The sequence below is a fragment of the Tateyamaria algicola genome (assembly GCF_047715485.1).
Lineage (GTDB): Bacteria > Pseudomonadota > Alphaproteobacteria > Rhodobacterales > Rhodobacteraceae > Tateyamaria.
The window spans coordinates 3,040,477-3,065,189 of record NZ_CP180422.1; the positions used below are offsets into that span (position 1 = coordinate 3,040,477).

General features: G+C 61.8%; 27 protein-coding genes. 12 read left to right on the forward strand and 15 right to left on the reverse strand.

Annotated elements, in window-relative coordinates; all coding sequences use genetic code 11:
* Window positions 1-13 precede the first annotated feature (13 nt).
* The 3 genes from ACMHLQ_RS17390 to gloB all read right to left on the reverse strand — a co-directional run bounded on the left by ACMHLQ_RS17390 (window position 14) and on the right by gloB (window position 4,269).
* Window positions 14-913, reverse strand: a complete 900-nt coding sequence (locus ACMHLQ_RS17390) for a peptidoglycan DD-metalloendopeptidase family protein (protein WP_415401961.1) — start codon at window positions 911-913, stop codon at window positions 14-16.
* Between the two features lie 71 nt (window positions 914-984).
* Window positions 985-3,306 (reverse strand): ATP-dependent Clp protease ATP-binding subunit ClpA, encoded by a 2,322-nt coding sequence (gene clpA / locus ACMHLQ_RS17395; RefSeq protein ID WP_415401962.1) that lies wholly within the window; start codon window positions 3,304-3,306, stop codon window positions 985-987.
* A gap of 195 nt (window positions 3,307-3,501) precedes the next feature.
* Window positions 3,502-4,269, reverse strand: a complete 768-nt coding sequence (gene gloB / locus ACMHLQ_RS17400) for a hydroxyacylglutathione hydrolase (protein WP_415401963.1) — start codon at window positions 4,267-4,269, stop codon at window positions 3,502-3,504.
* Between the two features lie 72 nt (window positions 4,270-4,341).
* Between gloB and ACMHLQ_RS17405 the strand changes: the two genes are divergently transcribed.
* The 7 genes from ACMHLQ_RS17405 to ACMHLQ_RS17435 all read left to right on the forward strand — a co-directional run bounded on the left by ACMHLQ_RS17405 (window position 4,342) and on the right by ACMHLQ_RS17435 (window position 11,031).
* Window positions 4,342-5,085 (forward strand): hypothetical protein, encoded by a 744-nt coding sequence (locus ACMHLQ_RS17405; RefSeq protein WP_415405308.1) that lies wholly within the window; start codon window positions 4,342-4,344, stop codon window positions 5,083-5,085.
* 346 nt (window positions 5,086-5,431) lie between these two features.
* Window positions 5,432-5,992: a F0F1 ATP synthase subunit delta gene (locus ACMHLQ_RS17410; RefSeq protein ID WP_415401964.1), complete on the forward strand. Its 561-nt coding sequence runs from the start codon at window positions 5,432-5,434 to the stop codon at window positions 5,990-5,992.
* Entirely contained in the window at window positions 5,993-7,534 is a 1,542-nt protein-coding gene (gene atpA / locus ACMHLQ_RS17415) for a F0F1 ATP synthase subunit alpha (RefSeq protein WP_415401965.1), read from the forward strand. It abuts the gene before it with no gap.
* A gap of 247 nt (window positions 7,535-7,781) precedes the next feature.
* The gene (locus tag ACMHLQ_RS17420; protein WP_415401966.1) at window positions 7,782-8,654 is read left to right on the forward strand and encodes a F0F1 ATP synthase subunit gamma; all 873 of its coding nucleotides are present in this window, start codon (window positions 7,782-7,784) and stop codon (window positions 8,652-8,654) included.
* A 20-nt stretch (window positions 8,655-8,674) separates the two neighbouring features.
* A complete protein-coding gene (gene atpD, locus ACMHLQ_RS17425; RefSeq protein ID WP_415401967.1) occupies window positions 8,675-10,099 on the forward strand; it encodes a F0F1 ATP synthase subunit beta in 1,425 nt (474 codons plus the stop codon).
* Window positions 10,100-10,150: 51 nt separating this feature from the next.
* Complete coding sequence (locus ACMHLQ_RS17430) at window positions 10,151-10,561, forward strand: F0F1 ATP synthase subunit epsilon (protein WP_415401968.1); 411 nt, start codon at window positions 10,151-10,153, stop codon at window positions 10,559-10,561.
* Window positions 10,562-10,680: 119 nt separating this feature from the next.
* The gene (locus ACMHLQ_RS17435) at window positions 10,681-11,031 is read left to right on the forward strand and encodes an H-type lectin domain-containing protein (RefSeq protein ID WP_415401969.1); all 351 of its coding nucleotides are present in this window, start codon (window positions 10,681-10,683) and stop codon (window positions 11,029-11,031) included.
* A gap of 64 nt (window positions 11,032-11,095) precedes the next feature.
* On the opposite strand, the gene ACMHLQ_RS17440 is transcribed toward ACMHLQ_RS17435, so the two are convergent.
* Genes ACMHLQ_RS17440 through ACMHLQ_RS17450 form a run of 3 tightly spaced genes read right to left on the reverse strand, consistent with a single transcriptional unit; the run spans window position 11,096 to window position 13,441 of the window.
* On the reverse strand, window positions 11,096-11,833 hold the full coding sequence (locus ACMHLQ_RS17440) for an amino acid ABC transporter ATP-binding protein (RefSeq protein WP_415401970.1): 738 nt from the start codon (window positions 11,831-11,833) through the stop codon (window positions 11,096-11,098).
* Window positions 11,820-12,629 carry an amino acid ABC transporter permease gene (locus ACMHLQ_RS17445; RefSeq protein ID WP_415401971.1) on the reverse strand — a complete coding sequence of 270 codons (810 nt, stop codon included), beginning with the start codon at window positions 12,627-12,629 and terminating at the stop codon, window positions 11,820-11,822. Before ACMHLQ_RS17445 ends, ACMHLQ_RS17440 begins: the two co-directional genes overlap by 14 nt.
* The gene (locus ACMHLQ_RS17450) at window positions 12,626-13,441 is read right to left on the reverse strand and encodes an ABC transporter substrate-binding protein (RefSeq protein ID WP_415401972.1); all 816 of its coding nucleotides are present in this window, start codon (window positions 13,439-13,441) and stop codon (window positions 12,626-12,628) included. Before ACMHLQ_RS17450 ends, ACMHLQ_RS17445 begins: the two co-directional genes overlap by 4 nt.
* 158 nt (window positions 13,442-13,599) lie before the next feature.
* On the opposite strand from ACMHLQ_RS17450, the gene ACMHLQ_RS17455 reads away from it, so the two are divergent.
* Window positions 13,600-14,217 (forward strand): DUF6434 domain-containing protein, encoded by a 618-nt coding sequence (locus tag ACMHLQ_RS17455; protein ID WP_415401973.1) that lies wholly within the window; start codon window positions 13,600-13,602, stop codon window positions 14,215-14,217.
* 4 nt (window positions 14,218-14,221) lie between these two features.
* Here the strand turns inward: ACMHLQ_RS17455 and ACMHLQ_RS17460 are convergent, their stop codons facing one another.
* Window positions 14,222-15,241: a ribose-phosphate pyrophosphokinase gene (locus ACMHLQ_RS17460; RefSeq protein WP_415401974.1), complete on the reverse strand. Its 1,020-nt coding sequence runs from the start codon at window positions 15,239-15,241 to the stop codon at window positions 14,222-14,224.
* 104 nt (window positions 15,242-15,345) lie between these two features.
* On the opposite strand from ACMHLQ_RS17460, the gene ACMHLQ_RS17465 reads away from it, so the two are divergent.
* Both ACMHLQ_RS17465 and ACMHLQ_RS17470 read left to right on the forward strand, forming a co-directional pair.
* Window positions 15,346-15,945: a 2-hydroxychromene-2-carboxylate isomerase gene (locus tag ACMHLQ_RS17465; RefSeq protein ID WP_415401975.1), complete on the forward strand. Its 600-nt coding sequence runs from the start codon at window positions 15,346-15,348 to the stop codon at window positions 15,943-15,945.
* Window positions 15,942-16,742: an alpha/beta fold hydrolase gene (locus ACMHLQ_RS17470; protein ID WP_415401976.1), complete on the forward strand. Its 801-nt coding sequence runs from the start codon at window positions 15,942-15,944 to the stop codon at window positions 16,740-16,742. The genes ACMHLQ_RS17465 and ACMHLQ_RS17470 overlap by 4 nt, the downstream gene beginning before the upstream one ends.
* Before the next feature lie 234 nt (window positions 16,743-16,976).
* Here the strand turns inward: ACMHLQ_RS17470 and ACMHLQ_RS17475 are convergent, their stop codons facing one another.
* The 6 genes from ACMHLQ_RS17475 to ACMHLQ_RS17500 all read right to left on the reverse strand — a co-directional run bounded on the left by ACMHLQ_RS17475 (window position 16,977) and on the right by ACMHLQ_RS17500 (window position 21,892).
* On the reverse strand, window positions 16,977-17,447 hold the full coding sequence (locus ACMHLQ_RS17475; protein WP_415401977.1) for a YcgN family cysteine cluster protein: 471 nt from the start codon (window positions 17,445-17,447) through the stop codon (window positions 16,977-16,979).
* Window positions 17,444-18,376 (reverse strand): bifunctional riboflavin kinase/FAD synthetase, encoded by a 933-nt coding sequence (locus tag ACMHLQ_RS17480; RefSeq protein WP_415401978.1) that lies wholly within the window; start codon window positions 18,374-18,376, stop codon window positions 17,444-17,446. Before ACMHLQ_RS17480 ends, ACMHLQ_RS17475 begins: the two co-directional genes overlap by 4 nt.
* 122 nt (window positions 18,377-18,498) lie before the next feature.
* Window positions 18,499-18,942 carry a MaoC family dehydratase gene (locus ACMHLQ_RS17485; RefSeq protein ID WP_415401979.1) on the reverse strand — a complete coding sequence of 148 codons (444 nt, stop codon included), beginning with the start codon at window positions 18,940-18,942 and terminating at the stop codon, window positions 18,499-18,501.
* An 88-nt stretch (window positions 18,943-19,030) separates the two neighbouring features.
* Window positions 19,031-19,903, reverse strand: a complete 873-nt coding sequence (locus ACMHLQ_RS17490) for a TIGR01459 family HAD-type hydrolase (RefSeq protein WP_415401980.1) — start codon at window positions 19,901-19,903, stop codon at window positions 19,031-19,033.
* 63 nt (window positions 19,904-19,966) lie between these two features.
* Window positions 19,967-20,818, reverse strand: a complete 852-nt coding sequence (locus tag ACMHLQ_RS17495; protein WP_415401981.1) for a crotonase/enoyl-CoA hydratase family protein — start codon at window positions 20,816-20,818, stop codon at window positions 19,967-19,969.
* Between the two features lie 153 nt (window positions 20,819-20,971).
* Window positions 20,972-21,892 (reverse strand): manganese-dependent inorganic pyrophosphatase, encoded by a 921-nt coding sequence (locus ACMHLQ_RS17500; RefSeq protein WP_415401982.1) that lies wholly within the window; start codon window positions 21,890-21,892, stop codon window positions 20,972-20,974.
* Window positions 21,893-22,455: 563 nt separating this feature from the next.
* On the opposite strand from ACMHLQ_RS17500, the gene ACMHLQ_RS17505 reads away from it, so the two are divergent.
* On the forward strand, window positions 22,456-23,130 hold the full coding sequence (locus tag ACMHLQ_RS17505) for a DUF2161 domain-containing phosphodiesterase (RefSeq protein WP_415401983.1): 675 nt from the start codon (window positions 22,456-22,458) through the stop codon (window positions 23,128-23,130).
* Between the two features lie 111 nt (window positions 23,131-23,241).
* Here the strand turns inward: ACMHLQ_RS17505 and ACMHLQ_RS17510 are convergent, their stop codons facing one another.
* Window positions 23,242-23,742: a helix-turn-helix transcriptional regulator gene (locus ACMHLQ_RS17510; protein WP_415401984.1), complete on the reverse strand. Its 501-nt coding sequence runs from the start codon at window positions 23,740-23,742 to the stop codon at window positions 23,242-23,244.
* A 64-nt stretch (window positions 23,743-23,806) separates the two neighbouring features.
* Window positions 23,807-24,088 (reverse strand): PepSY domain-containing protein, encoded by a 282-nt coding sequence (locus ACMHLQ_RS17515; protein WP_415401985.1) that lies wholly within the window; start codon window positions 24,086-24,088, stop codon window positions 23,807-23,809.
* Window positions 24,089-24,395: 307 nt separating this feature from the next.
* On the opposite strand from ACMHLQ_RS17515, the gene ACMHLQ_RS17520 reads away from it, so the two are divergent.
* Window positions 24,396-24,683, forward strand: a complete 288-nt coding sequence (locus ACMHLQ_RS17520; protein ID WP_415401986.1) for a co-chaperone GroES — start codon at window positions 24,396-24,398, stop codon at window positions 24,681-24,683.
* Window positions 24,684-24,713 lie beyond the last annotated feature (30 nt).

The following is a 24,713-nucleotide window of genomic DNA, read 5'->3' on the forward strand; positions in this document are numbered from 1 at the left end:
GGACACCTGCGCCTTACCGAACCAGCACCGTGCCCGTTTCGCTGTTGATCGTCCGGCTGCCGCGCATCAGGGTGACGGTGCCCTCATAGGTGCCCGGCGCCCAACCCGCACCGCGCAGCCGCTTGCCGACGGCGCGAAAGAATTGGGCCTGGTTCTTTTCCAGCACGACACGCTCATCCATCATCACACCGTCCGGGGCGTCGATGCGCAGGCGCAATGTATCCCCTTTCCTGCCGCCAAACGCATAGCCGAACACGACAAGCGCGGGCGCCGTCGTCGGGAGGGTTGCCGAGGCTGCGCGGCCCGCCTTGACCGCGTCAAACCCCGGCACCTTGTCGGCAAAGCCGACTGACAGGATGCCGCCGGGGCGATAGGGCAGGGGATTTTGCCACAGCGTTTCCGTGCTGGGGGCACCGCAGCTGATCTTGCCATCCGGATCGAAGGGGTCGATCACGTCCCCGTCCTTGCGCACGGTCATGTGCACATGCGGGAACTGGGTGCGTCCCGACAGCCCAACTTCGCCCAGGACAGTGGATTTGGTGACGCGATCCCCTATTTTGACCTCAAGTGAGCCGCGTTTCATATGGCAGTATTGTGTGGTCCAGCCGCCGCCATGGTCTATGACGACCCCGTTGCCACATTCGCGCCCGCTGATGCGGGAGGCGTCGCCGGTGCGGAACAGCCTGTCTTCCATCCCATCGCGTGTCGCGCGCACGGTTCCCGGCGCTGCGGCCAGAACGCTGACCCCGCGCCGCATCTGCTCGAGAGAGCGCAGGGCAAAATCAGTGCCTTGATGGGTGTCGTAGCTGAGATTGGAGCACCTGAAATCCATCGCCTGGTTCGAGGTGTCGTGATCGACATATTGCTGCACAAAGCAGTCGCTGCCCAGATCGCAATCAATGGGCGGGTTCAAGATGATATCCCTTGCCGCAAGGGGGCCTGCGGCAAGGGTTGTCAGTAGAGCGGCAAGTGCAGCCGCGCGCATCAGTCCGCCGTCAACAGGGGCGGCTTGTCACCGGACAGGCGCGGCTTGTCCGGACCTTCCAGTTTCAGGTCGAGTTCGCCGTTCTTGACGCCGACCTTGACCACGCCACCTTTCATCAGCTTGCCGAACAGTAGTTCTTCGGCCAGCGGCTTCTTGATGTGCTCCTGAATCACGCGACCCAGGGGGCGGGCGCCCATCTTGTCGTCATAGCCCTTGTTGGCGAGCCATTCGGCAGCAGGTTTGGTCAACTCGATGGTCACGTTGCGATCCATCAGTTGCGCCTCAAGCTGCAGCACGAACTTCTCGACCACCTGCAGGATCACGTCCTTTGGCAGCGGCGCAAAGCTGATCACCGCATCCAGACGGTTGCGGAATTCAGGCGTGAACGTGCGTTCGATGGCCGCCGTATCCTCGCCCTCGCGCCGGTCACGGCCAAAGCCGATGGCGGCCTTGGCCTGTTCGGAAGCACCCGCATTCGAGGTCATGATCAGGATCACGTTGCGGAAATCCACCGTCCGGCCGTTGTGGTCGGTCAGCTTGCCGTGGTCCATCACCTGCAGCAGGATGTTGTAGACATCCGGGTGCGCCTTTTCCATCTCATCGAGCAGCAGCACACAATGCGGATGCTGGTCGACACCGTCCGTCAGCATGCCACCCTGGTCAAACCCGACATAGCCCGGAGGGGCCCCGATCAGGCGCGAGACCGCGTGTTTCTCCATGTACTCGGACATATCGAACCGCAGCATTTCCACACCCAGCGTGTCCGCCAACTGCTTGGCGACCTCGGTTTTCCCCACGCCTGTCGGCCCGGCAAACAGGTAGTTGCCGATGGGCTTTTCAGGCTCGCGCAGACCGGCCCGCGCCAGTTTGATGGCCGAGGAAAGAGCGACAATCGCATCGTCCTGACCGAACACCACGCGCTTCAGCGAGGCCTCGAGGTCCTTCAGCGTCTCCGCATCGTCCTTCGAGACGTTCTTGGGCGGAATGCGCGCGATCTTGGCGACGACATTCTCGATCTCCTTGGTGCCGATGGTCTTGCGGCGCTTGGCAGCGGCGACCAGATGCTGGGCGGCGCCCGCCTCGTCGATCACGTCAATCGCGCTGTCGGGCAGCTTGCGGTCGTTGATGTAGCGACTGGCCAGCTCGACAGAGGTCTTGATCGCGTCGGAGGTGTATTTGACGCCGTGGTGATCTTCGAAATAGGGTTTGAGGCCGCGCAGGATCTTGGTGGCATCCTCGACCGAAGGCTCGTTCACGTCGATCTTCTGGAACCGGCGGCTCAGCGCGCGGTCCTTTTCGAAATGCTGACGGAACTCCTTGTAAGTGGTCGACCCCATGGTGCGCAGCTTGCCGCCCTGCAACGCAGGTTTCAGCAGGTTGGAGGCATCCATGGCCCCGCCAGAGGTCGCACCCGCACCGATCACGGTGTGGATTTCGTCGATGAACAGCACCGCGTCCTTGTGATCTTCCAGCTCGGTCACGACCGCTTTCAGCCGTTCCTCGAAATCACCGCGATAGCGGGTGCCAGCCAGCAATGCGCCCATGTCGAGCGAATAGATGGTGGTGCCTGCCAGCACCTCGGGGGTTTCACCGGCCACGATCTTGCGCGCGAGGCCCTCTGCAATCGCCGTTTTGCCCACGCCGGGGTCACCCACCAGCAGCGGGTTGTTCTTGCGGCGGCGGCACAGCACCTGAATGCAGCGCTCGACTTCGGAATCGCGCCCGATCAGCGGGTCGATGTCGCCCTCGCGGGATTTCTCGTTCAGGTCCACACAGTACTTGGCAAGCGCGCTTTCCTTTTTCTCGCCTTCGGTGACGCCTTGCGGCTCTTCCTCGGACTCGGGCGCGCCGGATACGGGGCGCGCCTCGCCAAAGGCCGGGTCCTTGGCGACGCCATGTGCGATGAAGTTCACCGCATCATAGCGCGTCATGTCCTGCTCCTGCAGGAAATAGGCGGCGTTGCTTTCGCGTTCGGCAAAGATGGCGACCAGCACGTTGGCGCCCGTCACCTCGGTGCGGCCAGAGGACTGCACGTGAATGGCGGCGCGCTGGATCACGCGCTGAAAGGCGGCCGTTGGCACAGCTTCCGAGCCGTCGATATCCGTCACGAGGTTGGACAGATCGTCGTCCACGAATTCTTCCAAAGTGCTGCGCAGATCGTCGATGTCGACCGAACAGGCCTGCATGACGCGGCGCGCATCGGGTTCTTCCATCAACGCCAGCAGCAGATGCTCGAGCGTAGCGAATTCGTGCCGGCGTTCGTTGGCCAGCGCAAGCGCTTGATGGATCGCTTTTTCCAGTGTCGTCGAGAATGAAGGCACGGCAGTGCTCCTTATCGCTCGGGGTCGGGTGGGGGCCGCAAGGGATGTCGAGGCCCCGTACCAACCATGGCCTCATGTGTTTAAGTTTGGTTGAACATCGCGCAGCTTCAAGGCTTTTCTTTGCCTCAAGCCTCACAATCTGCGTGAACAGCGCGTGTTTGTGCTCGAATTAGGCGCGCTTGGGAACGCTCCGTCTCAGAAATTGTCTTTTCTGTTGCGGATTTCCGTGAACACGTCGGTGGCGTTGGCGCCGGTCATGCCCAGGTGGGCCTGAATGGCGGGATCATGGGCGCGCAGAAACGGGTTTGTCGCCAGTTCTTCAGACAAGAGGGACGGAACGGTGGGGGTGCCCGATGCGCGTTTCTCGGTCACCTCCCGGACACGCGATATAAGGGCGGGATTTTCGGGATCAATGGTGAGGGCGAATTTGGCGTTTGCCGCTGTGTATTCGTGGCCCGAACAGACAACGGTGTCGCCGGGCAGGGCGGCCAGCTTTTGCAGGCTCTCGTGCATCTGCGGCTTTGTGCCTTCGAACACGCGGCCACAGCCCAGGGCCATCAGGCTGTCGGCGGTGAACACGGCCCTCGATGCCGGAAAATGAAAGGCGATGTGCCCGATCGTGTGGCCCGAAACGTCGATGACCGTACCAACCTCGGACCCGATGCGCACCTCGTCGCCTTCGCTCACCTTGACGTCCAGCGCGGGCAGGCGTTGCGCATCCGCCTCTGCACCGGTCACGCGGGCGGGGTGCTGGGCCAGAACCTCTGCCAGACCGTCGATGTGGTCATAGTGGTGATGCGTGATCAGCACGTCCGTCAGGGTCCAGCCCGTGTCCTCGAGCACGGCGAGGATCGGCGCCGCCTCGGGGATGTCGATCAGCGCAGTCGCGCCGCTGGCAGGATCATGCGCAAGATAGGCGTAATTGTCGGACAGGCAGGGGATCGTGCGGATGTCGAGGGGCATGGCAATTGCGCTTTCTTCCGTTAGGTATGTAGCCAAGGTGGTCCGCAGGGGCCGCAAGGGCAAGAGGGTGTGATGCATCTCGACGTGCAGGATCTGCGCAACTTCTATTATCGCAGTGCGCTGGGACGTGCGGCGCAGGGGTCGTTGCGGCGCCGGATGATCGAGGTGTGGCCCGAGGCCAAGGGGCAGACGGTCGCCGGTTTCGGCTTTGCCGTGCCGCTGCTGCGCCCTTACCTCGCCGAGGCGCGGCGCGTGATTGCACTGATGCCCGGACCGCAAGGCGTGATGCCCTGGCCTGCGGACAAGCCCAATGTGTCGGTCCTGACCGAGGAAACGCTGTGGCCGATCGAAACGGGCCACGTGGACAAACTGGTTGTCCTGCACGGGCTCGAAACATCCGAGCGTGCCTATGACCTGCTGGAAGAGGCATGGCGCGTGCTCGGCCCCGGTGGCAAGGCGCTGTTCATCGTGCCCAACCGCGCAGGCCTGTGGTCGCGGCGGGATCGCACGCCCTTTGGCTTTGGGCGGCCCTATTCGGCCAGCCAGCTCGAAACGCAGCTGCGCAAGCACCAGTTCCTGCCCGAACGCCATGTCGGGGCGCTCTACCAGTTCCCGTCGGGCAAGCGTGTGTGGATGAAATCCGGTGCGATGTTCGAAAAGGTGGGGCGATTGATGCCGGGCATGTTTGCAGGTGGGGCGTTCATGGTCGAAGCCTCGAAACTGGTCTATCCGCCCAAGGGCAAGGTCGTGCGCAGTTCGGCCAAGAAACAGACGGTGCCGCAGGGCGTGACGGCGCCAATTGCCGGGCGGCTCTGAGGGACGGGCGCGCGCGCGTACCCGATCCGCACCCGCCGCATTGCCTGAATAATGACCATCTGGGGCCGTCGCCGATCACCATCCCCTTCGGAATCGGATGGAAATGCGTGAGTTTTGTGACAGATTCCCAACAAAACCTTTGGCGCAAACGGTCGCACTTTACCTAACGCGCTGATAACGCTCAAAAACTGCCTTTGTAACTGTTCACGAACATATGTTGCGGGGTGGTGCACCCTCTGCTACATCCCCCCTGATTTCCGCGCCTTGGCCCAAATCAAGGCGTTCCCACGTCCCCGGACCACGCTATGTGGTAGCACACCGGGGCCAAGACTTCGAAAGGGTGGACGTGTCCGAACCAGCTTCGATCTCCACAGGTATCGCCGCGCGCTATGCCACTGCCGTATACGAACTTGCCAAGGATGCAGGCGACGTCAAAGGGCTTGAAGGCGACATCGCCACTTTGACAGCCGCAATGGCCGACAGCGCCGACTTCAACGATCTGATCCAGTCCCCGATCTACAGCCGTGCCGATCAGGCCACAGCCATCACGGCGATTGCGAAAAAGGCCGGGGTCTCGGCACTGATGACCAACACGCTGGCCCTGATGGCCGACAAGCGCCGCCTGTTCGTGGTGCCGCAACTGGTCCAGACGCTGCGTGACATCATCGCCGAGGACAAGGGCGAAGTGACGGCCGACGTCACCTCCGCCAAGGCGCTGACCAAGACGCAATCAGACAAACTCGCCAAGACGCTCACCGCCCGTATGGGCAAGGACGTCACTATTAATGCAACCGTCGATGAAAGCCTCATCGGCGGTTTGATCGTAAAAGTGGGCTCGAAGATGATCGACACGTCGATCCGCTCCAAGCTCTCTTCCCTCCAGAATGCAATGAAAGAGGTCGGATAAATGGGTATCCAAGCAGCAGAGATTTCTGCGATCCTGAAAGACCAGATCAAGAACTTTGGTCAGGAAGCAGAAGTGGCCGAAGTGGGCCGCGTTTTGTCGGTGGGTGACGGGATTGCCCGCGTCTATGGCCTCGACAATGTCCAAGCCGGTGAGATGGTCGAATTCCCCGGTGGCATTCAGGGCATGGCCCTGAACCTGGAAACCGACAACGTCGGTGTGGTGATCTTCGGCTCTGACCGCGACATTAAAGAAGGTGACACGGTCAAGCGCACGAACTCCATCGTGGACGTGCCCGTGGGCGACGAACTGCTGGGCCGCGTTGTGGACGGTCTGGGCAACCCGCTGGACGGCAAGGGCCCGATCAACGCCTCCGGCCGCAGCGTTGCGGACGTCAAGGCACCCGGCATCATCCCCCGCAAATCGGTGCACGAGCCGATGGCGACCGGCCTCAAGGCCGTGGACGCGATGATCCCGATTGGCCGTGGTCAGCGCGAACTGATCATTGGTGACCGTCAGACCGGCAAGACCGCCGTGGCCCTCGACGCGATCCTGAACCAGAAATCCTACAACGACGCCGCCGGCGATGATGAGAGCAAGAAGCTCTACTGCATCTACGTGGCCGTTGGCCAAAAGCGTTCGACCGTGGCGCAGCTGGTGAAGAAACTGGAAGAATCCGGCGCGATCGAATACTCGATCGTCGTGGCCGCAACCGCGTCCGACCCGGCGCCCATGCAGTTCCTGGCACCTTATGCCGCGACCTCCATGGCCGAGCACTTCCGTGACAATGGCCGCCACGCGCTGATCATCTATGATGACCTGTCCAAACAGGCCGTGTCCTATCGTCAGATGTCCCTGCTGCTGCGCCGCCCACCGGGCCGCGAAGCCTATCCCGGCGACGTTTTCTATCTCCACTCGCGCCTGCTGGAACGGTCGGCCAAGCTGAACGAAGACAATGGCGCGGGTTCGCTGACGGCCCTGCCGATCATCGAAACCCAAGGCGGCGACGTGTCGGCCTTTATCCCGACCAACGTGATTTCGATCACCGACGGCCAGATCTTCCTCGAGACCGAATTGTTCTACCAGGGCATCCGCCCCGCCGTGAACACAGGTCTGTCGGTGAGCCGCGTGGGTTCCTCGGCCCAGACAGACGCGATGTCGTCGGTGGCTGGCCCGGTGAAACTGAGCCTCGCCCAGTACCGCGAAATGGCGGCCTTTGCCCAGTTCGGTTCCGATCTGGATGCGGCAACCCAGCAGTTGCTGAACCGCGGTGCGCGCCTGACCGAGCTGATGAAGCAGGCCCAGTATTCGCCCCTGACCAACGCCGAAATCGTCTGCACCATCTTTGCAGGCACCAACGGCTACCTCGACAACATCCCCGTCAACCGCGTGGGTGACTTCGAAGCGGGTCTGCTGGCCTTCCTGCGCAGCCAGAAGGCGGACTTCCTGAACTGGATCGCGAATGACGACCCCAAGTTCAAATCGGGTGAGAACGTCGACAAGATGAAGGCGGTCCTCGACGAGTTCGCTTCGACCTTCGCATAAGGAGTATGCCAGAGGCGTTCATTTGCACGGTGTGTCGCCGGAAATCCACGGATCGGACCCCTTGTGGTTCAGACCTAAACTGTGGTTTCCGAACATCAAAATGGACGGCAACTGAGGTTAGTAAGGAAGAACTTAAATGGATGAGATTTTGGAATGCCACATCGAAGCTATTTTTAATCGCAGTCCTAGCGATTATCGTGGCGGCGGCGTTCCTCACCTCATCCTGAATTGGAAGGCAAATCTTTAGATGCCAAATCTCAAGGACCTGAAAAACAGGATCGAAAGCGTGAAATCCACGCGCAAGATCACCAAGGCCATGCAAATGGTGGCCGCCGCAAAACTGCGGCGGGCCCAGGAAGCGGCCGAAATGTCGCGCCCCTATGCCGAACGGTTCACTGCCGTGATGGCGGGGCTGGCCTCGGCGGCTGCCGGGTCTGACAGCGCGCCCAAGCTGCTGTCAGGCACAGGGTCGGACAAGGTGCAATTGCTGGTCGTCATGACCTCCGAACGCGGGCTTTGCGGTGGGTTCAACACCAACATCGCCAAACTCGCACGGGCGCACGCGACGAAGCTGCAAAACGACGGCAAGACCGTAAAAATCCTGACCGTCGGCAAAAAAGGCCGCGACCAGTTGAAACGCGACTTTGGCGAACTGTTCGTCGGGCACGTGGACATGTCCGAGGTCAAGCGGATGTCCTATGCCGACGCCCAAGGCGTGGCGAAGGATGTGCTGGGCCGCTTTGATGCGGGCGAGTTCGATGTGGCGACAATCTTCTTTGCGCGCTTCCAGAACGTCGTGACGCAAATCCCGACGGCCCAACAAATCATCCCCTTCGCGGTCCCAGAGGACTACGAGGCGGGCGAGACGCTCTATGACTACGAGCCCGACGAAGAGGCCATTCTGGCCGACCTTCTGCCGCGCGCCGTGGCCACGTCGATCTTTTCGGCCCTGCTGGAAAACGGCGCATCCGAACAAGGTGCACGGATGTCGGCAATGGACAACGCCACACGCAACGCGGGCGAGATGATCGACCAACTGACCATCCAGTACAACCGCTCGCGTCAGGCCGTGATCACGAACGAGCTGATCGAAATTATTTCCGGCGCTGAAGCGCTGTAAGAGAGAACCGGAGACGAAACATGGCAAATGCTAAAGGCAAAGTAACACAAGTCATCGGGGCCGTCGTCGACGTGCAGTTCGATGACCACCTGCCGGAAATTCTGAACGCGCTGACCACCGACAACAACGGCAACAAGCTGGTGTTGGAAGTGGCGCAGCACTTGGGTGAAAACACCGTCCGCACCATCGCGATGGACTCTTCCGAAGGTCTGGTCCGCGGTCAGGAAGTTGTCGACACGGACGGCCCCATCATGGTGCCCGTCGGCCCCAAGACTCTGGGCCGCATCCTGAACGTCGTGGGCGAGCCCGTTGACGAAGGTGGCCCTGTCGAGGCCGAGGAAAAGCGCCCGATCCACGCGGACGCCCCTGCCTTCGCCGAACAGGCGACCGAGTCCGAAATCCTCGTGACCGGCATCAAGGTGGTTGACCTGCTGGCGCCCTATTCGAAGGGCGGTAAAATCGGCCTCTTCGGCGGTGCCGGCGTGGGCAAGACCGTTCTCATCATGGAACTGATCAACAACATCGCCAAAGTGCACTCGGGCTACTCCGTGTTCGCGGGCGTGGGTGAGCGGACCCGTGAGGGCAACGACCTCTATCACGAGATGATCGAATCCAACGTGATCAAGCCCGACAACCTCGAAGAAAGCCAAGTGGCCCTGGTCTACGGCCAGATGAACGAACCTCCCGGTGCGCGTGCCCGTGTGGCCCTGACTGGCCTCACACTGGCCGAACAGTTCCGCGACGCCTCCGGTACGGACGTTCTGTTCTTCGTCGACAACATCTTCCGCTTTACCCAAGCGGGTTCCGAAGTGTCGGCCCTACTGGGTCGTATTCCTTCGGCGGTGGGCTACCAGCCGACACTGGCCACCGACATGGGCGCGATGCAGGAACGGATCACCTCGACCAAGTCGGGTTCGATCACCTCGATCCAGGCCGTCTACGTGCCTGCGGACGACCTCACCGACCCCGCGCCTGCGACAACCTTCGCGCACTTGGACGCGACAACCGTTCTGTCCCGTGCGATTTCGGAACTCGGCATCTACCCGGCCGTGGACCCGCTCGACAGCTCCTCGCGCCTGATGGACCCGCAGATCGTGGGTGAAGAGCACTACAAGGTGGCCTCGGACGTGCAGCAGATCCTGCAACGCTACAAGTCGCTGCAAGACATCATCGCCATTCTGGGCATGGACGAACTGTCCGAAGAGGACAAGCTGACCGTGGCTCGCGCCCGGAAAATCCAGCGCTTTCTGTCCCAGCCGTTTGACGTGGCCAAGGTCTTCACCGGCTCTGACGGTGTGCAGGTGCCGCTGGAAGACACGATTTCGTCTTTCAAGGCAGTTGTGGCCGGCGAATACGATCACCTGCCCGAAGGTGCCTTCTACATGGTGGGCGGCATCAACGAAGTGATCGCCAAAGCCGAGAAGATGGCCGCGGACGCTGCTTAAGAGTAACGCCGCCTCGCAGGTCGGGGCGGCCCTCCAATAAGGAGAAAGCAGATGCAATTTGATTTGGTATCCCCCGAGCGCAGCCTTGCCTCGATGGAAGCAACATCGGTGCAAATCCCCGGTGCGGACGGTGACATGACGGTGATGGCGGATCACGCCCCCACCATCACCACGCTGCGCCCCGGTGTGCTGAAGGTCGATGCCGGCGGTGCGAGCCATGAATATGTCGTGACCGGTGGTTTTGCCGAGATCGGCGTGGCGGGCGTGTCCGTCCTGGCCGAGCGTGCGGTTGCCCGGGGCGACATGACGCAAGACGACATGGATGCGATGTTCGACGAGGCGCAGGACGCCTATAACCGCGCCAAAGAGGCCGGGTATGTCGACGATGCAGCCAAACTGCTGGCAGACATGGCCGCCGTTGGCTCTGAAATCGGGCTGAGCACCAAGCAAGCCAGCCTGTAAGGGCTGTTGCCTTGAGAAATTGAGACAGGCCTTGCGAAACGCAGGGCCTTTTTCGTTTTTTGACCCTTAAAATGTCTCTTTCACGTGTTAGACACTGTGACCACCAAAAAGACGACCACATGAAACGACTGCGCAATCATCTGATAGGTATCGACCAGGGCGATACTGTCCTGTTTTCGGATTTCGAAGATGGGGGCGAAATGTGGACGGGGCGGGGGCAACGGGAAAGACGGCGGCGTATTGCCTTCTCCGAGCCATTTCGCGCATCCCCCACCGTGCATGTGTCGATCTCCATGTGGGACGTGGACAATGAAACGCCCATGCGCGCCGATGTTACGGCAGAAACCATCACACCGGACGGGTTTGACCTGGTGTTCCGCACCTGGGGCGACACCCGCGTGGCCCGTGTGCGCGTAGCGTGGATGGCCATGGGCGAATTGCGCCAGGTGGATGAGTGGGACCTTTACTAAAGCCGGGTGAGGCTTGGCAGATCGGCCCTTCGGGGAGAGTTTATCTGGCAAGATGAAGCGCGCATTAGCGCAGGACCGATGCCAGGAACCGCTTGGTGCGCGCCTTTGAGGGGGCCGAGAATATCTGGTCCGGCGTGCCCTCTTCGGCGATCACCCCCTGATCCATGAAACACACCCTGTCGGCCAGTTCGCGGGCAAACCCCATCTCGTGTGTGGCCAGCACCATCGTCATGCCGTCATCGCGCAAAGAGCGCAGCACATCCAGCACTTCGCCCACCAGTTCGGGATCAAGGGCCGAGGTGATCTCGTCAAAGAGCATGGTTTGCGGCTGCATCGCCAGGGCGCGGATCACCGCGACACGTTGCTGCTGCCCACCTGACAGCTGATCGGGGTATTTGCGCATATGCGCGGCAAGGCCAAAGCGGTCAAACAGGGCCTCGACCTCTGAGTGCAGCGCGGCCCCATCCGCGCGCAACACGCGGCGCGGGGCAAGGCAGACATTGTCAAAAGCCGTCATGTGCGGGAACAGGTTGAAGGACTGGAACACGATCCCGATGCGTTGCCGTATGGGACCAAGGTCAAAGCCCGGTTCGGCGATGTCCACACCGTCCAGCAGCACGGCGCCGTCATCCACAGGCTCCAGCCCGTTCATGCAGCGCAGCAGCGTCGATTTTCCCGACCCGGACGCGCCGATGAGGCACACCATCTCACCCGGCTGGATGCTCATGTCGATGCCCCGCAGCACCTGCACATCGCCAAAGCTTTTGGTGACGCCGCGCAACTCCAACCTAGGATCGGGCATCGCGGTCCCTGTTCAGCAGATAGTCGGCATAGCGTGTCGCAGGCACCGTGACACATAAGAAGATCACCGCCGCCACCACATAAGGCGTGAAATTGGCCAGCAAGCTTTTGAAGATGCCCGCTTGTCGCAGGATTTCGACCGGACCGATGAAAGACAGCAGCGCGACATCCTTTTGCAGCGCCACCAGCATGTTCATGTTGGCAGGCACCACGCGCCGGATCGCCTGCGGCAGGATCACGTATCGCATCGTGTCCCGTTCGCTGAGCCCGAGGCAGATGGCGGCATTGCGCTGGCTGGCATGGATGCTTTCGATGCCTGAGCGCAGCACCTCGGCCACATAGGCCGAATAGGTCAGCACCAGCGCCACCGTGCCCCAGATGTAGGGCGAATTCCACGGGCGGGGCAGGCCCAGGCCGGGGATGCCGAAGCCAACCAGATACACCAGCAGGACGACAGGAATACCGCGAAACAGATCCACATAGACCGCGCCAAAGATGCGCAGTGGAAACAGGGCAGGAGCCCGCGCGCCGCGCGCCAGTGCAATGGCAAGCCCGAGGACAAAGATCATCGGCACGGACCAGGCAAAGATCGCCACATCCAGCAGGAAGGCGCGCGCAAGGTCGGGAAAGGTGCGCAGGAAAATCTCGCCGTCGAAAAACGAGGCCCGGACCGCCTGCCATCCCGGCGCGAGGGGCACCAGCAGGATGACCAGCAGCACGACAGCCAGCGTGCTGCCCCCGGCGATCAGGTTGGCCCGGCGGCGTTGCCGGGCCTCGTAAGCCGCGCGTCTTGTCACTTGATCAGGGGCACGCCTGTGGCCTCTTGCAGCCACTCCGCCTCGATCGCGGCCAATGCACCGCTGTCTTTCAGGGCGGCCAGTGCTTCATCCACACAGGCCTTGAGGGCCGAGCCTTCGGGCATCAGCGCGCCGAACTGGTCGGGGTTTTCCGCCGCTGCGGGGTCGAACTGGCCCAGCACCGCACCGTTGTCGAGCAGCACGGCCGAGGTGAACAGCGCCGTGGGCAGATCGAATAGGGCGGCGTCGATCTGTCCCGCCTTGATGGCGGCGGTGACATTGGCGTTGTCATCATAGACCAGCGGGCTTTGCGTGGGCTGGATCGTCTCCATCACGATGGGCAGCGCCGTGGTCGAGGCCATCACCCCCCATTTGAGTTCCTTCAGGCTTTCCATCGTGCCCGTCGCCCCCGCATCAATCACGGCCTGCGTCGTCAGCACGGCCTGGGGCGCGGTGTAATAGGGGGCCGAGAAATCGACGATCTTGTCGCGATCTGCGGTGATCGAAAACTGCTGCATGTTGAGGTCAAAGTTCTTGGCACCCGGCTGGATCGCCTCGTCAAATGAGGTGCGCACCCAGGTCACGGCATCATCGGCAAACCCCATCTCTTCGGCTAGCGCATAGGCGACTGCGGCCTCGAACCCCTGTTTGCTTTCGGGGGCGTCGTCGATGACCCATGGGTAATAGGCGGGATTGCCGGTGGCGATGGTCAGCGTGCCTTCGGTCAGTGTCTTGCCGGCGGCGCAGTGACCGGCAGCAAAGGCCCCGCTTGCCAGAACGCTCAACACGGTCGCGGTGATGATGGTTTTCATCGGTGATCTCCCCACATGTTTGCCAAGATACTCGGGCAAGGCGCGAAAGGTGTCCAGAGGGTTTGCCGGATCGCCCCCGCGCCACGCCGCCTGCGGTCGAAATTTGATCAGACGTGCAGGGCGTGGCCATGGCGCGGCTTTGTCCTAGGTCTGCGGACATGAGCGATCCAGACACAGCCACCCGACCCGCCGTTGATGCAGCCATGACTGCGCCTGAGTTCCTGCGCTGGTACTGGCCGGTCGAGGCCCTGCACCAGTTCTGCGCGGCCCTGGGTATCGCGGCCACGGGCACAAAGGCCGTGTTGCGCGACCGGGTGGCCTATGCGCTGGCCCATCCCGGCGCGCCGGTTCCGCCCGCGTCGCGCACACGGGGCAAAAGCAAATTCAAATGGGCCACCGCCCCCCTGACCCGCGAGACAGAGATCACCGACACCGTGTCATTCGGGCCCAATCTGCGCGGGTTCTTTGCCGATCACATCGGCACCCGCTTTGTGTGCCATGGGGACTTCATGGCTTGGGTCAAGGCGAACGCGGGCGCCACCCTCGGGGATGCGATAGAGGCGTGGCACGTGCTTGAGGCGCGCAAGGATGATCCGGCCTTCCGGCGCGAGATCGCGGCCTGCAACAACTACCTGCAATACCTGCGCGACATTCGCGACGCCCATCCAGAGATGTCACTGGAGGCGGCCAGGACCTGCTGGGATCACAAGAAAATCCAGCCCGCCACCGACGGTTTCGTGATCTACGAACCCGGCGACCTGCGCGTCCTGCGCTGACGGCTTACTCTGCCGCGTACATCCCGTCATAGATCGGGCTGAGGGTCTCGGCCTCGAACAGCGAGGACACAGAGGTGCCATGCCAGATGTTCAGGATGGCCTGGGCAAAGACAGGGGCCGTCGGCACGATGCGGATGTTGGGCGCGGCCATCACGGCGTCGGTGGGCTGAATGCTGTCGGTGATCACCAGCGATTTCATCACCGATGCGGTCACACGCTCCACCGCCGGGCCGGACATGACGCCGTGCGAGATGTAGGAATGGACCTCCTTGGCCCCGTTTTCCGTCAACACCTCGGCGGCCTTGCACAGGGTGCCAGCGGTGTCGACCATGTCGTCCACGATCACACAGGTCTTGCCCGACACATCCCCGATGACAGTCATCTCGGCCACCTCGCCCGCCTTTTCGCGGCGCTTGTCCACGATGGACAGGGGGGCGCTCAACCGCTTGGCCAGATCACGGGCACGGGCCACACCACCCACATCGGGCGAGACAATCATCAGATCGTCCATGCGGCCCGCAAACTGCGTCTTGATGTCCAGCGCAAAAATGGGCGAGGCATAAAGGTTATCCACGGGGATGTCGAAAAAGCCTTGGATCTGGGCAGCGTGCAAATCCATGGTCAGCACCCGCTCGATCCCCGCGCCGACCAGCATGTTGGCCACCAGCTTGGACGAAATCGGCGTGCGGGCCTTGGTCCGGCGATCCTGCCGGGCATAGCCGAAATAGGGGATCACGGCGGTGATGCGGGCAGCCGAGGATCGGCGCAGCGCGTCGCACATGATCAGCAGCTCCATCAGGTTGTCATTGGCCGGGTTCGACGTGGGCTGGATGATGAACATATCCTCGCCGCGGACATTCTCGAACACCTCCACGAAAATCTCGCCGTCGTTGAACCGCTCGACCCGGGCCTCGACCAACCCCACATTGACCCCCCGGTGCAGCGACATGCGCCGCGCAATGGCTTTGGCCAACGGCAGGTTGGCATTGCCCGAGATCAGCTTGGGCTCTTGGATATTCGGCATGTTCGTTCCCCGCAGCACGATATGTGACAGATTCGTGATGTTGACTCCGCTTAACACGGGCGTACCGTCGCGCGAAGCAAAAGACCCCCGAACCGGAGAAAGAAATGCCCCATATCGACTATTACTTCGCGACACTGTCGCCCTACACCTACCTTGCCGGGAACCGGTTCGAAGAGGTGGCGGCCAAGCATGGGGCCACTGTGACCTACAAACCGCTCGATATCATGGCCCTGTTCGGGCGCACCGGCGGGACACCGCCCAAGGATCGCCACCCCAACCGGATCGAATACCGCGCCCAGGAACTGGTGCGGCAGGCCAAGAAATACGACATGCCCTTCAACCTCAAACCCGCGCACTGGCCCACCAATGCCGCGCCGTCCTCTTATGCAGTCATCGCCGCACAAGCGGCCGGTGGCGGCGACCTGGGCAAGCTGGTGCACTCCGTGCTGCGCGCCGTCTGGGCCGAGGAAAAGGACATCGCCGAGGATGACGTGGTCAAATCCTGCCTGACGGCTGCGGGCTTTGATGCCTCCCTTGCCGATAGCGGCCTGCTGGCGGGGGCAGAAACCTACGCCGCCAACCTCGAAGAGGCGGTGGACAAGGGCGCATTCGGCGCACCGTTCTACATCGTGGACGGCGATCAACGCTTTTGGGGGCAGGACAAGATCGAGGATCTTGATCTGCATCTCTCCGGCAAGCTGTGATCCCACATATCCACCGCCGGACCTTCGGGTCCGGCGGCCTCCCGATGCTCGCCATCCACTGCTCACTTGCCCATGCCGGGGCATGGCGCGGCATGGGCGCGGCCCTTGGCGATATCGCAACTCTGCACGGCTTCGATCTGCCCAATCACGGAAAATCGGGCGATTGGAACGGGCAGGGGGTCATGCATGACACCGCCACCGACATGGCCCTGCGCGTGCTCGACGATCTTGGCCCGGAGCCCGTCGATATCATCGGCCATTCCTTTGGCGCGACCGTGGCCCTGCGCCTCGCCATCGAACATCCCGACAGGGTGCGCGCGGCCATCCTGTTCGAACCGGTCTACTTTGCGCCGGTCATGGCCGACGATCCGGCCTTTCGCCCCAACTACACCCGCGACACCGCCGATTTCGATGCCGCGCTCGACGCAGGCGAGCGTGACGCAGCCGCCCGCGCCTTCAACAGAGCCTGGGGTGACAGCACGCGGTGGGAGGACATCCCGCAAACATCCCGCCGCTACATGGCCGACCGTATCGATTTCGTCCGGCACTCGGCCCCATTCCTGCTCGATGACAGTGCCGGGCTGCTGGCGCCCGGGCGCTTCGAGGCCGCGCACATGCCAGTCCTCCTGATGCGCGGGGCAGACTCGCGCTGGGCGGGCCCGGTCAACGCCGCCATCGCCCGACGCCTGCCCGATGCGCGTGACATCGCACTGCCGGGGCTTGGGCACATGGCCCCGATCACCGACCCGGATGCGGTGGCGAACCCTGTGCGCACCTTCCTCGCAACCCGGCCCTGACCCGCGGCATATCGCCCCGCGTTAACCAAATTTCGCCCTTGGATTTCAGCCATTTGCGCAAAATGTACAGTTTGGGGGGAAATCGGCGCAGTTCCGCAAAATAAGGCCCAGATCGCCCGAATACGCCTCTCACAAAACGTACAATTTCCGCACATAGCTGTTCACTTTGGCCGACATCTTGACCCCGGACACGGCCAAACCCGCCGCCAAAGGCCCGGTTAACACAGCGTACGCTCAGACCGGTTCGTCGATGATGTGATCTTCCCAATCGTCATCGGCGACATCGAATTCGCTCACCGTACGACCCTGCATGGAGACACCTGCCTCGTGCACCGTCTCCGCCGTCCCGCTGATCAGCGGATGCCAGTCCGCCAGCGGCTTGCCCTCATAAAGAAGCCGATAGGCGCAGGTTTGCGGCATCCAGTAGAGATGGCTGTCGATGTTGGACGGTTTCAGCACGATACAGTCCGGCACGAACTGGTGCCGGGTCTCGTAATGCGCGCAGCGGCAGGTCGCGTCATCCAGCAATCGGCAGGCCACGCGGGTCAGGGCGACCTCTCCGCTCTCGTCATCTTCCAGCTTGTTCAGACAGCACTTGCCACAGCCGTCACACAGCGCTTCCCACTCCGCTTCATTCATTTTCTTGAGGGGTTTTTTCTCCCAAAAACGGGGGCTTAGCCCGTTGCGCACAATCGGGTCGCTCATAGGGCCGTTAGGATCGCGCGCGCCTCTGCGCTGTCCGCATCCATCTGTGCAATCAGGGCTTCAAGGCTGTCAAACGTCTCTTCGCCCCGCAGATGTTCCACCAACGCGACCGAGACCGAGGCACCATAAAGATCGCCCGAGAAATCAAAGACGAAGGTCTCCAGGTTGGGCCGGTTCTCCCCGAACATGGGCCGCACACCCAAGGATGCAACGCCATGATACTCACCCGCATGCGGGCCGTCCAACACACTGAAAAGAACGGCATAAACGCCAAAAGCAGGCGGATGCAGTCCCTCGATCGACATGTTCGCCGTAGGGTATCCCAGCTCGCGCCCCCGCTGCTCGCCCCCGATCACAGGCCCTTCGATCCGGTGCCAATGCCCCAGCATGGCGGCCGCATCGCGCGGACGCGCCTCGCTCAGCGCCGTGCGGATTGCAGTTGACGAAACGGTCGCCTCCGAGCGCGCCAAAAGCGGGGCAATTGTCACCCCGAACCCCATCTCGCGCCCATATGCAGCAAGGTCTTCGGCCGTGCCCGCGCGCTTGCGGCCAAAGCAGAAACCAGCCCCCACAACCACGTGATTCAGACCCAGACCCTCGCAGATCACACGCTCTGCAAACTCCTCCGGGCTCAACCCGGCAAGGCCCGCGTTGAAGGGCAATTCGTAAAGGCGTTCGACCCCCAGTTTCTCTAGCCGACTGGCCCGCGCCGCCTGGCTCATCAGCTGAAAAGGCGGGGCATCAGGGGCAAAGTACACACGCGGGTGCGGCTCGAATGTCAGCACGCCCAAGGGGGCGTCGGGGGCGGCATCGCGGGCCAGGTCGATCACCGATTGGTGGCCCAGATGCACCCCGTCAAAGTTGCCGATGGCCACGGTCGCACCGCGGTCGGCATCCTCGACAAACTGATAATCGCGTATGATCCTCATGGCGCATGCCTAGCCGCGCGACGCCGCGAGAGCAAGCACATGCACTTGTCTTGTTTGAGCCGAAAATACCACGGGGGAGGCGCGTATACGCCGAGGGCAGCGTCCCCTAGTACACTGAAAATTCAGTCAAACTTGCGGGACGGTGCCAATACCATCGCTTCGCCCACCAGCACCTTTTTCCCGTCCACCGCGCAGTGGCAATCCAGTTTCACCCGGCGCTTGGCAAAGTCGATGTCGATGACCTTCACCTCGGCATAGACCATGTCGCCCGGACGCACCGGTGCGAGAAATTTAAGGGATTGGCCCATATACACCGTGCCGTGGCCGGGCAGTTGCTCTCCGATCACGGCAGAGATCAGGCCAGCCGTCAGCATCCCATGCGCAATACGCCCGGCAAAGATCGTGTCGCGCGCATAGTCGTCGTCCATATGCACCGGATTGTGGTCGGTCGAGACCTGGGCGAACATTTCGATGTCCTCATCCGTCACGACTTTGCGCAGGTGACGGGACATGCCCATTTCAATGTCTTCGATGCAGATCGTGCCGCGGGGCAGGTTGTCCAACATAGTGCGCTCCGGTAATTTTCTGACGCATGGCGCCATCCTCACGCAACGTAATTACTTTGCACGCGCAGAAAAGCAAGCAAAAAGAAGGTCAGCGCAGGTGCCCTATCGCAAAGGTCGGTGCGCTCATTTCCTTTTGTAAATAGGTGCTTAGCGAGTCCGAGTCCGGTTGGTGCGACGTTTTTGTTTCTGCGGCGGCCAGTCCGCCCGAGATGAACAGAGAATCGATGTCCTCGCCCATCGCGCCCGCGATGTCGGTCAAAACACCATCACCGATGGCGAGGATGGCGATGTCGGGCACATCCACACCCAGTTCGGCCAGCCGCCGACGCGCCAGATCATAGATCGGCGGATGGGGTTTCCCGAAATAGAGGCTCTCGCCCCCCATCTCCGTATAAAGCTGCGCCAGCGCGCCTGCGCACCACTCGCGCACTTCGCCCCGGTCCACCACGATATCGGGGTTCGCGCACAGCAGCTTCAGTCCCAATTGCTTGGCCATCAGGAATTCGGGGCGCATGGTGTCGGGGTCTGCCATCGGGTCGCGCGGGCCGGTGCAAACGATCCCTTCGGCCTCTTCCAGCGCCACCATCTTCACGTCGATCGGGTCCTTGATCACGCCGATGGGCTCAAAGAATTTCTCTTCCCCCGGATGCCCGATGAAATAGACCTTGGTGCCCACAACACCGCGAAACATGGCGGCGCGCGCACTGTCACCCGAGGTCGCAATCGTGTCCCAGGCATCGTCCGGCACGCCGAAATGCACCAGTTGCTTCGTCACCCCTGCACGTGGGCGGGGCGAGTTTGTCACCAGAACGACCTTGCCGCCCTTGGCCCGGTAGGCTTGCAGGGCCGCGACCGCCTCTGGCAAGGCGTGCACCCCGTTGTGCACACAGCCCCACAGATCGACGAACAGCGCGTCATAGCGGTCGGAAATCTCGGCGAGGGAGGAAATGATCTGGGCCATAAGCGCGCCTTTCAAATGAATGCTGCGCGCGGTCTGCCACAGGGCCGGGGCAAGGGAAAGGGCTCAGTCGGTGCTGTTGAGCGGATGATCCCGCGTCCAGTCATAAAGCCCGCTGTCCCGTTCGCGCACCGCCTGTTTCCAGCCGACAGCCTCGGCGCGCGCCTTGAAATTCAACCCTTCGGGCGAATGGCGCGTGATCCCATCGAACACTGTCGCCAGCCGTTGGGTCTGCGTGATCGTCGCCTCGATGGTCTGGTTGATCACCATCTTGTTCATTGCCAACTGGTTGATGGGCACGGTCGCCATGCGCTGCGCGAGGGCCTCGACCTCTGTGTCCAGCTGGTCGGCAGGCACGGCCTTGAGGACAAGGCCCATCTCGGCGGCCTCGCGGCCCGTGATCTTGTCGCCGGTCAGCATCATGCGCTTGGCCTTTTCCAAGCCCAGCCGATAGACCCACATCGCCGTGGTGGGGCAGCCCCAGACACGCGCGGGCATGTAGCCAATCTGCGCATCCTCGGCCATCACCACCAGATCGCAGCACAGGGCGATGTCTGACCCGCCCGCAACGGCATAGCCATGTACCTTGCAGATCACCGGCTTCATTGCGCGGAACAGGGACATGAAGGCCTGCGTGTTGGCCCACATGAATTGATAGTCCTGCATCGGATCCCAGGGCATGTCTTGAGTGATCCTGTTTTCGGGATCCTGCGCGTAGTGGGCCAGGTCATAGCCTGCGCAAAATGCCTTTCCCGCGCCGGACAGGACGATCACGTGGATCGCAGGATCACTGTCCAAGGCGCGCACCGCCGCTTCCAGTGCGCGCGGCATCTCGTAATCGATGGCGTTCATCACATCCGGGCGGCTCAGGATGATGCGCCCGATACGCCCGTCTTTCTGAATGTCCACTGCTGGCATGTTCCCCTCCCGATCTGCACTCATCCTAGTGCGCGGTCGGGATGCTTTGAAAGGTAAGGCGCATCTTGATGCGCACCGCACAAGAAAAAAGGCGAGGAGGGCCCCGCCTTTATCCTTCGCAAACTGTAAGGCGGACCTGTGGTCCGCCCCCGATCACACCTTGAGCTTCGGGATGATCTGTTTCTTGCGGCTCATCACACCGGGCAGCACCACGGTGTCGCCGGTCACGGTCGCATCAAAGCTTTTCTCGGCCACGCCCTTCACCCGGTCGTTGGGGATCAGCATCGTGGCTTCTTCGTTCAGGATGTCGACCACGAACAGCAGCACCTCGTCCGCGCCGTCTTCCTTGGCGACATCGACCATCGACGCCATCAGGCTGTCCTTGCGGTCCAGCACGATCTTGGGGGCAGTGGTTTCCAGCACGGACACGCGGAACTGGGTGCCGTCCACGGCATATTCCTTGCTGTCCATGCGCAGCAATTCAGCGTCCGAGAAGGCAGAAACATCCGATTTCGCCTCGAACATCTCGGCCGCATAGGCGGCGATGTCCACGCCCAGGTCCTTGGCCAGATCGTGCGCGATGGCCGTGTCTTCCTGTGTTGTCGTGGGCGAGCGGAATTCCAGCGTGTCCGAAAGGATGCAGGACAGCATGGCCCCTTTCACACCCGTGGGCATCTGCGCCATGTCCTTGCCGATCATCTTCCACATGATCGTGGCGGTGCAGGCCAGCGGCTCGATGCGGATGTCGATGGGACCCTTGGTTTCCAGGCCACCAACCAGTTTGTGGTGATCGATGATGCCCTGGATGTCGGCGTCATTGATGGTGTCCGGCAGCTCGGCGGGGTTGTTCGTGTCCACGATCACCACCGGCTGGTCGGCGTCCACGCCGTCGATGATACGCGGCTTGGGCAAGTCCCATTTGTTCAGCACGAATGCGGCCTCGGTGTTGGGTTCGCCCAGCAGCACGGGTTCGGCGGCGGTGCCTTTGATCTCGTTCAGATACCATGCCCAGATGATGGGCGAGCCTGTGGAATCGGTGTCGGGGGATTTGTGGCCAAAAACGAGCGTTGTCATATGGAATGCATCCTTTGGGAGGAGAGAATTTCGCGCCCTTATAGCAAGGTGTGTGGCCATGTCACGGGGGCGAGAGATGCAAGGATGTCGCGGGTAGGGATTTGACGAAACCCCGCTCATTGAGGTAGGATATTGCATCTGCAAAGGAGTGCCCTGCACATGGACAATCTGGCCTGACCGCCCACCCGTTCCGCACCAGCCTCGGTGCACCTTTCTTGCAGGAGTAATCTGACAATGGACCAGTCCGCCTGACCCGCATCCGCGGGACATGCTGCGCAGGCCAATGGCCGTGCGCGTTCCGACACTCAGATATGCGAGGCATCCCATGCCCAGAAAAACCAAAACACGCCGCACGCGCGGTGACACCCGCACTGTATCCAATCCAGCCAAAACCGCACCAAAGCGGCCGAACCCGCCGCGCGCACCGTCCGAGACGTTGCGCACCCAGATCAGGGGCGGGCGGCCGCCGCGCTTTCCGGGGCGCACCGGCGGGCGCTAAGCGCTTGCCTTGGGGCCGCGCGTGGGGTTTCCTCGCGTGGCCCATTTGAGACCCAGAGAGCACCGTGGCCGAACGCGAGACTGACCTGTACCCACCCGTCAAAACCTTTCTCGAAGGGCAGGGATATGTGGTGAAGTCCGAAGTGGGGGCAGCCGATGTGGTGGCGGTGCGCGGGGCCGAGCCGCCGGTGATTGTCGAGCTAAAGCTGGGGTTTTCCTTGACTCTCGTCCACCAGTGCGTTGCCCGCCTGTCGGTCAGCGACGATGTCTACATGGCCGTGGGGCGGGGCAAGGGGAAACGGTTTCTGAAATCGATCAAGGACATGACGAGGCTGTGCCGCCGATTGGGTCTTGGGCTGATGACAGTGCGCATCAGTGACGGCCTTGTCACTGTGCATTGCGATCCGGGGCCATATGCCCCGCGCAAGAACACCAAGCGTCAGGGCAAGTTGCTGCGCGAGTTCGCAGGGCGCGTCGGGGATCCGAATGATGGGGGGCAGACCCGGGTCGGGCTGATTACGGCCTACCGTCAGGATGCGCTGAAACTGGCGATGTATCTGTTTGAGGTGGGCGCCAGCAAGGGCGCGGATGTGGCGCGTGAAACCGGTGTGGTGCGCGCGACGACCATGATGCGCGATGACCACTACGGGTGGTTTGAAAAGGTGGAAAAGGGTGTTTACGGGCTGACGCCCAAAGGGGCATCTGCCGTTTCCGAGTCCGGGTCTGTTTTGGGGCAGTAACGGGTTTTGACACAAAACCCGGCTGTTTTCCGACGCGGAAAACGGCGCCTCCGATCAGCGTGGCGCGGGGAAACTGTGTCAGTTTCCAGCCGTTTTTTGCTTCAAAAAACGTCAGGCGGCAGAGGGGATCAGCGTTTCGGCCATCAGATCGTCCAGAAACAGGCTCAGCAACTGCAACCGCCCGGACACGTCTGCCTTGCGATAAAGGGCCGCGCACTGGGCCTTGACCGTGCCTTGCGCCGTGGCGCGCAGATCGGCCATTTCAGCGACGGAATACCCCTTGAGGGACAGAACCGCGATTGCGCGCTCTGCCTCTGTCAGCCCCCATTCTTCAAACCGGACCTCCAACAGGTCTGCAAATGCGCCCGAGGCGATCTTGAGTTGATCCGTGATCTTGTCTTCGCGCTGCATCATCTGGCGCAGCTCCGACGCGGTGAAGGCCAGGCTCAGGAACAGCGCGATCGTCACGATACCCTCGACCACATCGCTTTCGGCCAGCGCCCAGCTTTGCGTCGGCATCACCAGATCGAAAAACACGTCCGCCAGAAAATAGGCGCAACACAGCGCCTGGATGACAAAGAGGGTCACAAGGATCGTGCGGCGTGTCGGCATATTCAGGTCCAGTGCATTGGTCTGACCGCCCGGATGTGCCCGGGCGGTCGGTCATCGGCTCAGCTTAGTCGTCGTCGCTGTCGCCGTCATCATCGACTTCGATTTCCAGCACAAGCCCAGTGTCCATTGCCACCTCGACCTCATAGGCCACACCGTCCAGCGTGACTTCGGCTTCGATCTCGCCATCTTCGATCTCGATCTCCTGCACCTCGTATCCCATGCCTGTCAGGGCCGTGCGCACATCCGCTTCGGTTGTGCCCAGCGACTGGCCCACGTCCAGACCGGCAAAGGCAGCGGCAGGGGCCAGAAGGGCGGCGAGCAGGGCGGATTTCGTAAAAGATGTCATAGCGGTTTCTCCATTGATCACTATCGCGCCGCACCGTTGCGGCTGGGGATGATCTGTGGATCGAACAGCGGTGGTCGAATTGGACTTTTGGCAGAGTGTTTCGGGCCTAGGCCGAAGGTTTAGGCGGTTGGCCGGGGCCATTCGGGGCGATTACAGACAATTTTTGCAAATCCACCTTTGGCGAGGCGTTGACTCGGCTGCGCGAGTTCCCTACCTACCCCTGCGTTAGCACTCGCCACAAATGAGTGCTAACGGCCCCGAACGCGGGGTCCAAGGGAGAAACTTTGAGCCTTAAGGAGCTGCAAAGATGGCATTGAAACCGCTTCATGACCGCGTGCTGGTACGCCGCACGGAAAGCGAAGAGAAAACCGCTGGCGGGCTTATCATCCCCGATAGCGCCAAGGAAAAGCCCAGCGAAGGCGAAATCGTTGCCGCAGGCCCCGGTGCCCGCAAGGACAGCGGTGAGCTGATCGACATGGGTGTCAAAGCCGGCGACAAAGTGCTGTTCGGCAAGTGGTCCGGCACCGAAGTCACCATCGACGGCGAAGAGCTGCTGATGATGAAAGAAAGCGACATCATGGGGATCATCGAGTAAGCGCCCGCCGCTTCTCTGACCCTCACTCAC

What these genes read in the sequence shown, in the direction of transcription:
- gloB (WP_415401963.1), bottom strand. Translation starts at nt 4,269, where the DNA reads ATGCCCCTCGACATCCGCACGATCCCCTGCCTGTCCGACAATTACGCC.
- ACMHLQ_RS17405 (WP_415405308.1), top strand. Translation starts at nt 4,342, where the DNA reads ATGCATCTCGACGTGCAGGATCTGCGCAACTTCTATTATCGCAGTGCG.
- atpA (WP_415401965.1), top strand. Translation starts at nt 5,993, where the DNA reads ATGGGTATCCAAGCAGCAGAGATTTCTGCGATCCTGAAAGACCAGATC.
- ACMHLQ_RS17420 (WP_415401966.1), top strand. Translation starts at nt 7,782, where the DNA reads ATGCCAAATCTCAAGGACCTGAAAAACAGGATCGAAAGCGTGAAATCC.
- atpD (WP_415401967.1), top strand. Translation starts at nt 8,675, where the DNA reads ATGGCAAATGCTAAAGGCAAAGTAACACAAGTCATCGGGGCCGTCGTC.
- ACMHLQ_RS17430 (WP_415401968.1), top strand. Translation starts at nt 10,151, where the DNA reads ATGCAATTTGATTTGGTATCCCCCGAGCGCAGCCTTGCCTCGATGGAA.
- ACMHLQ_RS17435 (WP_415401969.1), top strand. Translation starts at nt 10,681, where the DNA reads ATGAAACGACTGCGCAATCATCTGATAGGTATCGACCAGGGCGATACT.
- ACMHLQ_RS17440 (WP_415401970.1), bottom strand. Translation starts at nt 11,833, where the DNA reads ATGCCCGATCCTAGGTTGGAGTTGCGCGGCGTCACCAAAAGCTTTGGC.
- ACMHLQ_RS17450 (WP_415401972.1), bottom strand. Translation starts at nt 13,441, where the DNA reads ATGAAAACCATCATCACCGCGACCGTGTTGAGCGTTCTGGCAAGCGGG.
- ACMHLQ_RS17455 (WP_415401973.1), top strand. Translation starts at nt 13,600, where the DNA reads ATGAGCGATCCAGACACAGCCACCCGACCCGCCGTTGATGCAGCCATG.
- ACMHLQ_RS17460 (WP_415401974.1), bottom strand. Translation starts at nt 15,241, where the DNA reads ATGCCGAATATCCAAGAGCCCAAGCTGATCTCGGGCAATGCCAACCTG.
- ACMHLQ_RS17465 (WP_415401975.1), top strand. Translation starts at nt 15,346, where the DNA reads ATGCCCCATATCGACTATTACTTCGCGACACTGTCGCCCTACACCTAC.
- ACMHLQ_RS17475 (WP_415401977.1), bottom strand. Translation starts at nt 17,447, where the DNA reads ATGAGCGACCCGATTGTGCGCAACGGGCTAAGCCCCCGTTTTTGGGAG.
- ACMHLQ_RS17480 (WP_415401978.1), bottom strand. Translation starts at nt 18,376, where the DNA reads ATGAGGATCATACGCGATTATCAGTTTGTCGAGGATGCCGACCGCGGT.
- ACMHLQ_RS17485 (WP_415401979.1), bottom strand. Translation starts at nt 18,942, where the DNA reads ATGTTGGACAACCTGCCCCGCGGCACGATCTGCATCGAAGACATTGAA.
- ACMHLQ_RS17490 (WP_415401980.1), bottom strand. Translation starts at nt 19,903, where the DNA reads ATGGCCCAGATCATTTCCTCCCTCGCCGAGATTTCCGACCGCTATGAC.
- ACMHLQ_RS17495 (WP_415401981.1), bottom strand. Translation starts at nt 20,818, where the DNA reads ATGCCAGCAGTGGACATTCAGAAAGACGGGCGTATCGGGCGCATCATC.
- ACMHLQ_RS17500 (WP_415401982.1), bottom strand. Translation starts at nt 21,892, where the DNA reads ATGACAACGCTCGTTTTTGGCCACAAATCCCCCGACACCGATTCCACA.
- ACMHLQ_RS17510 (WP_415401984.1), bottom strand. Translation starts at nt 23,742, where the DNA reads ATGCCGACACGCCGCACGATCCTTGTGACCCTCTTTGTCATCCAGGCG.
- ACMHLQ_RS17515 (WP_415401985.1), bottom strand. Translation starts at nt 24,088, where the DNA reads ATGACATCTTTTACGAAATCCGCCCTGCTCGCCGCCCTTCTGGCCCCT.
- ACMHLQ_RS17520 (WP_415401986.1), top strand. Translation starts at nt 24,396, where the DNA reads ATGGCATTGAAACCGCTTCATGACCGCGTGCTGGTACGCCGCACGGAA.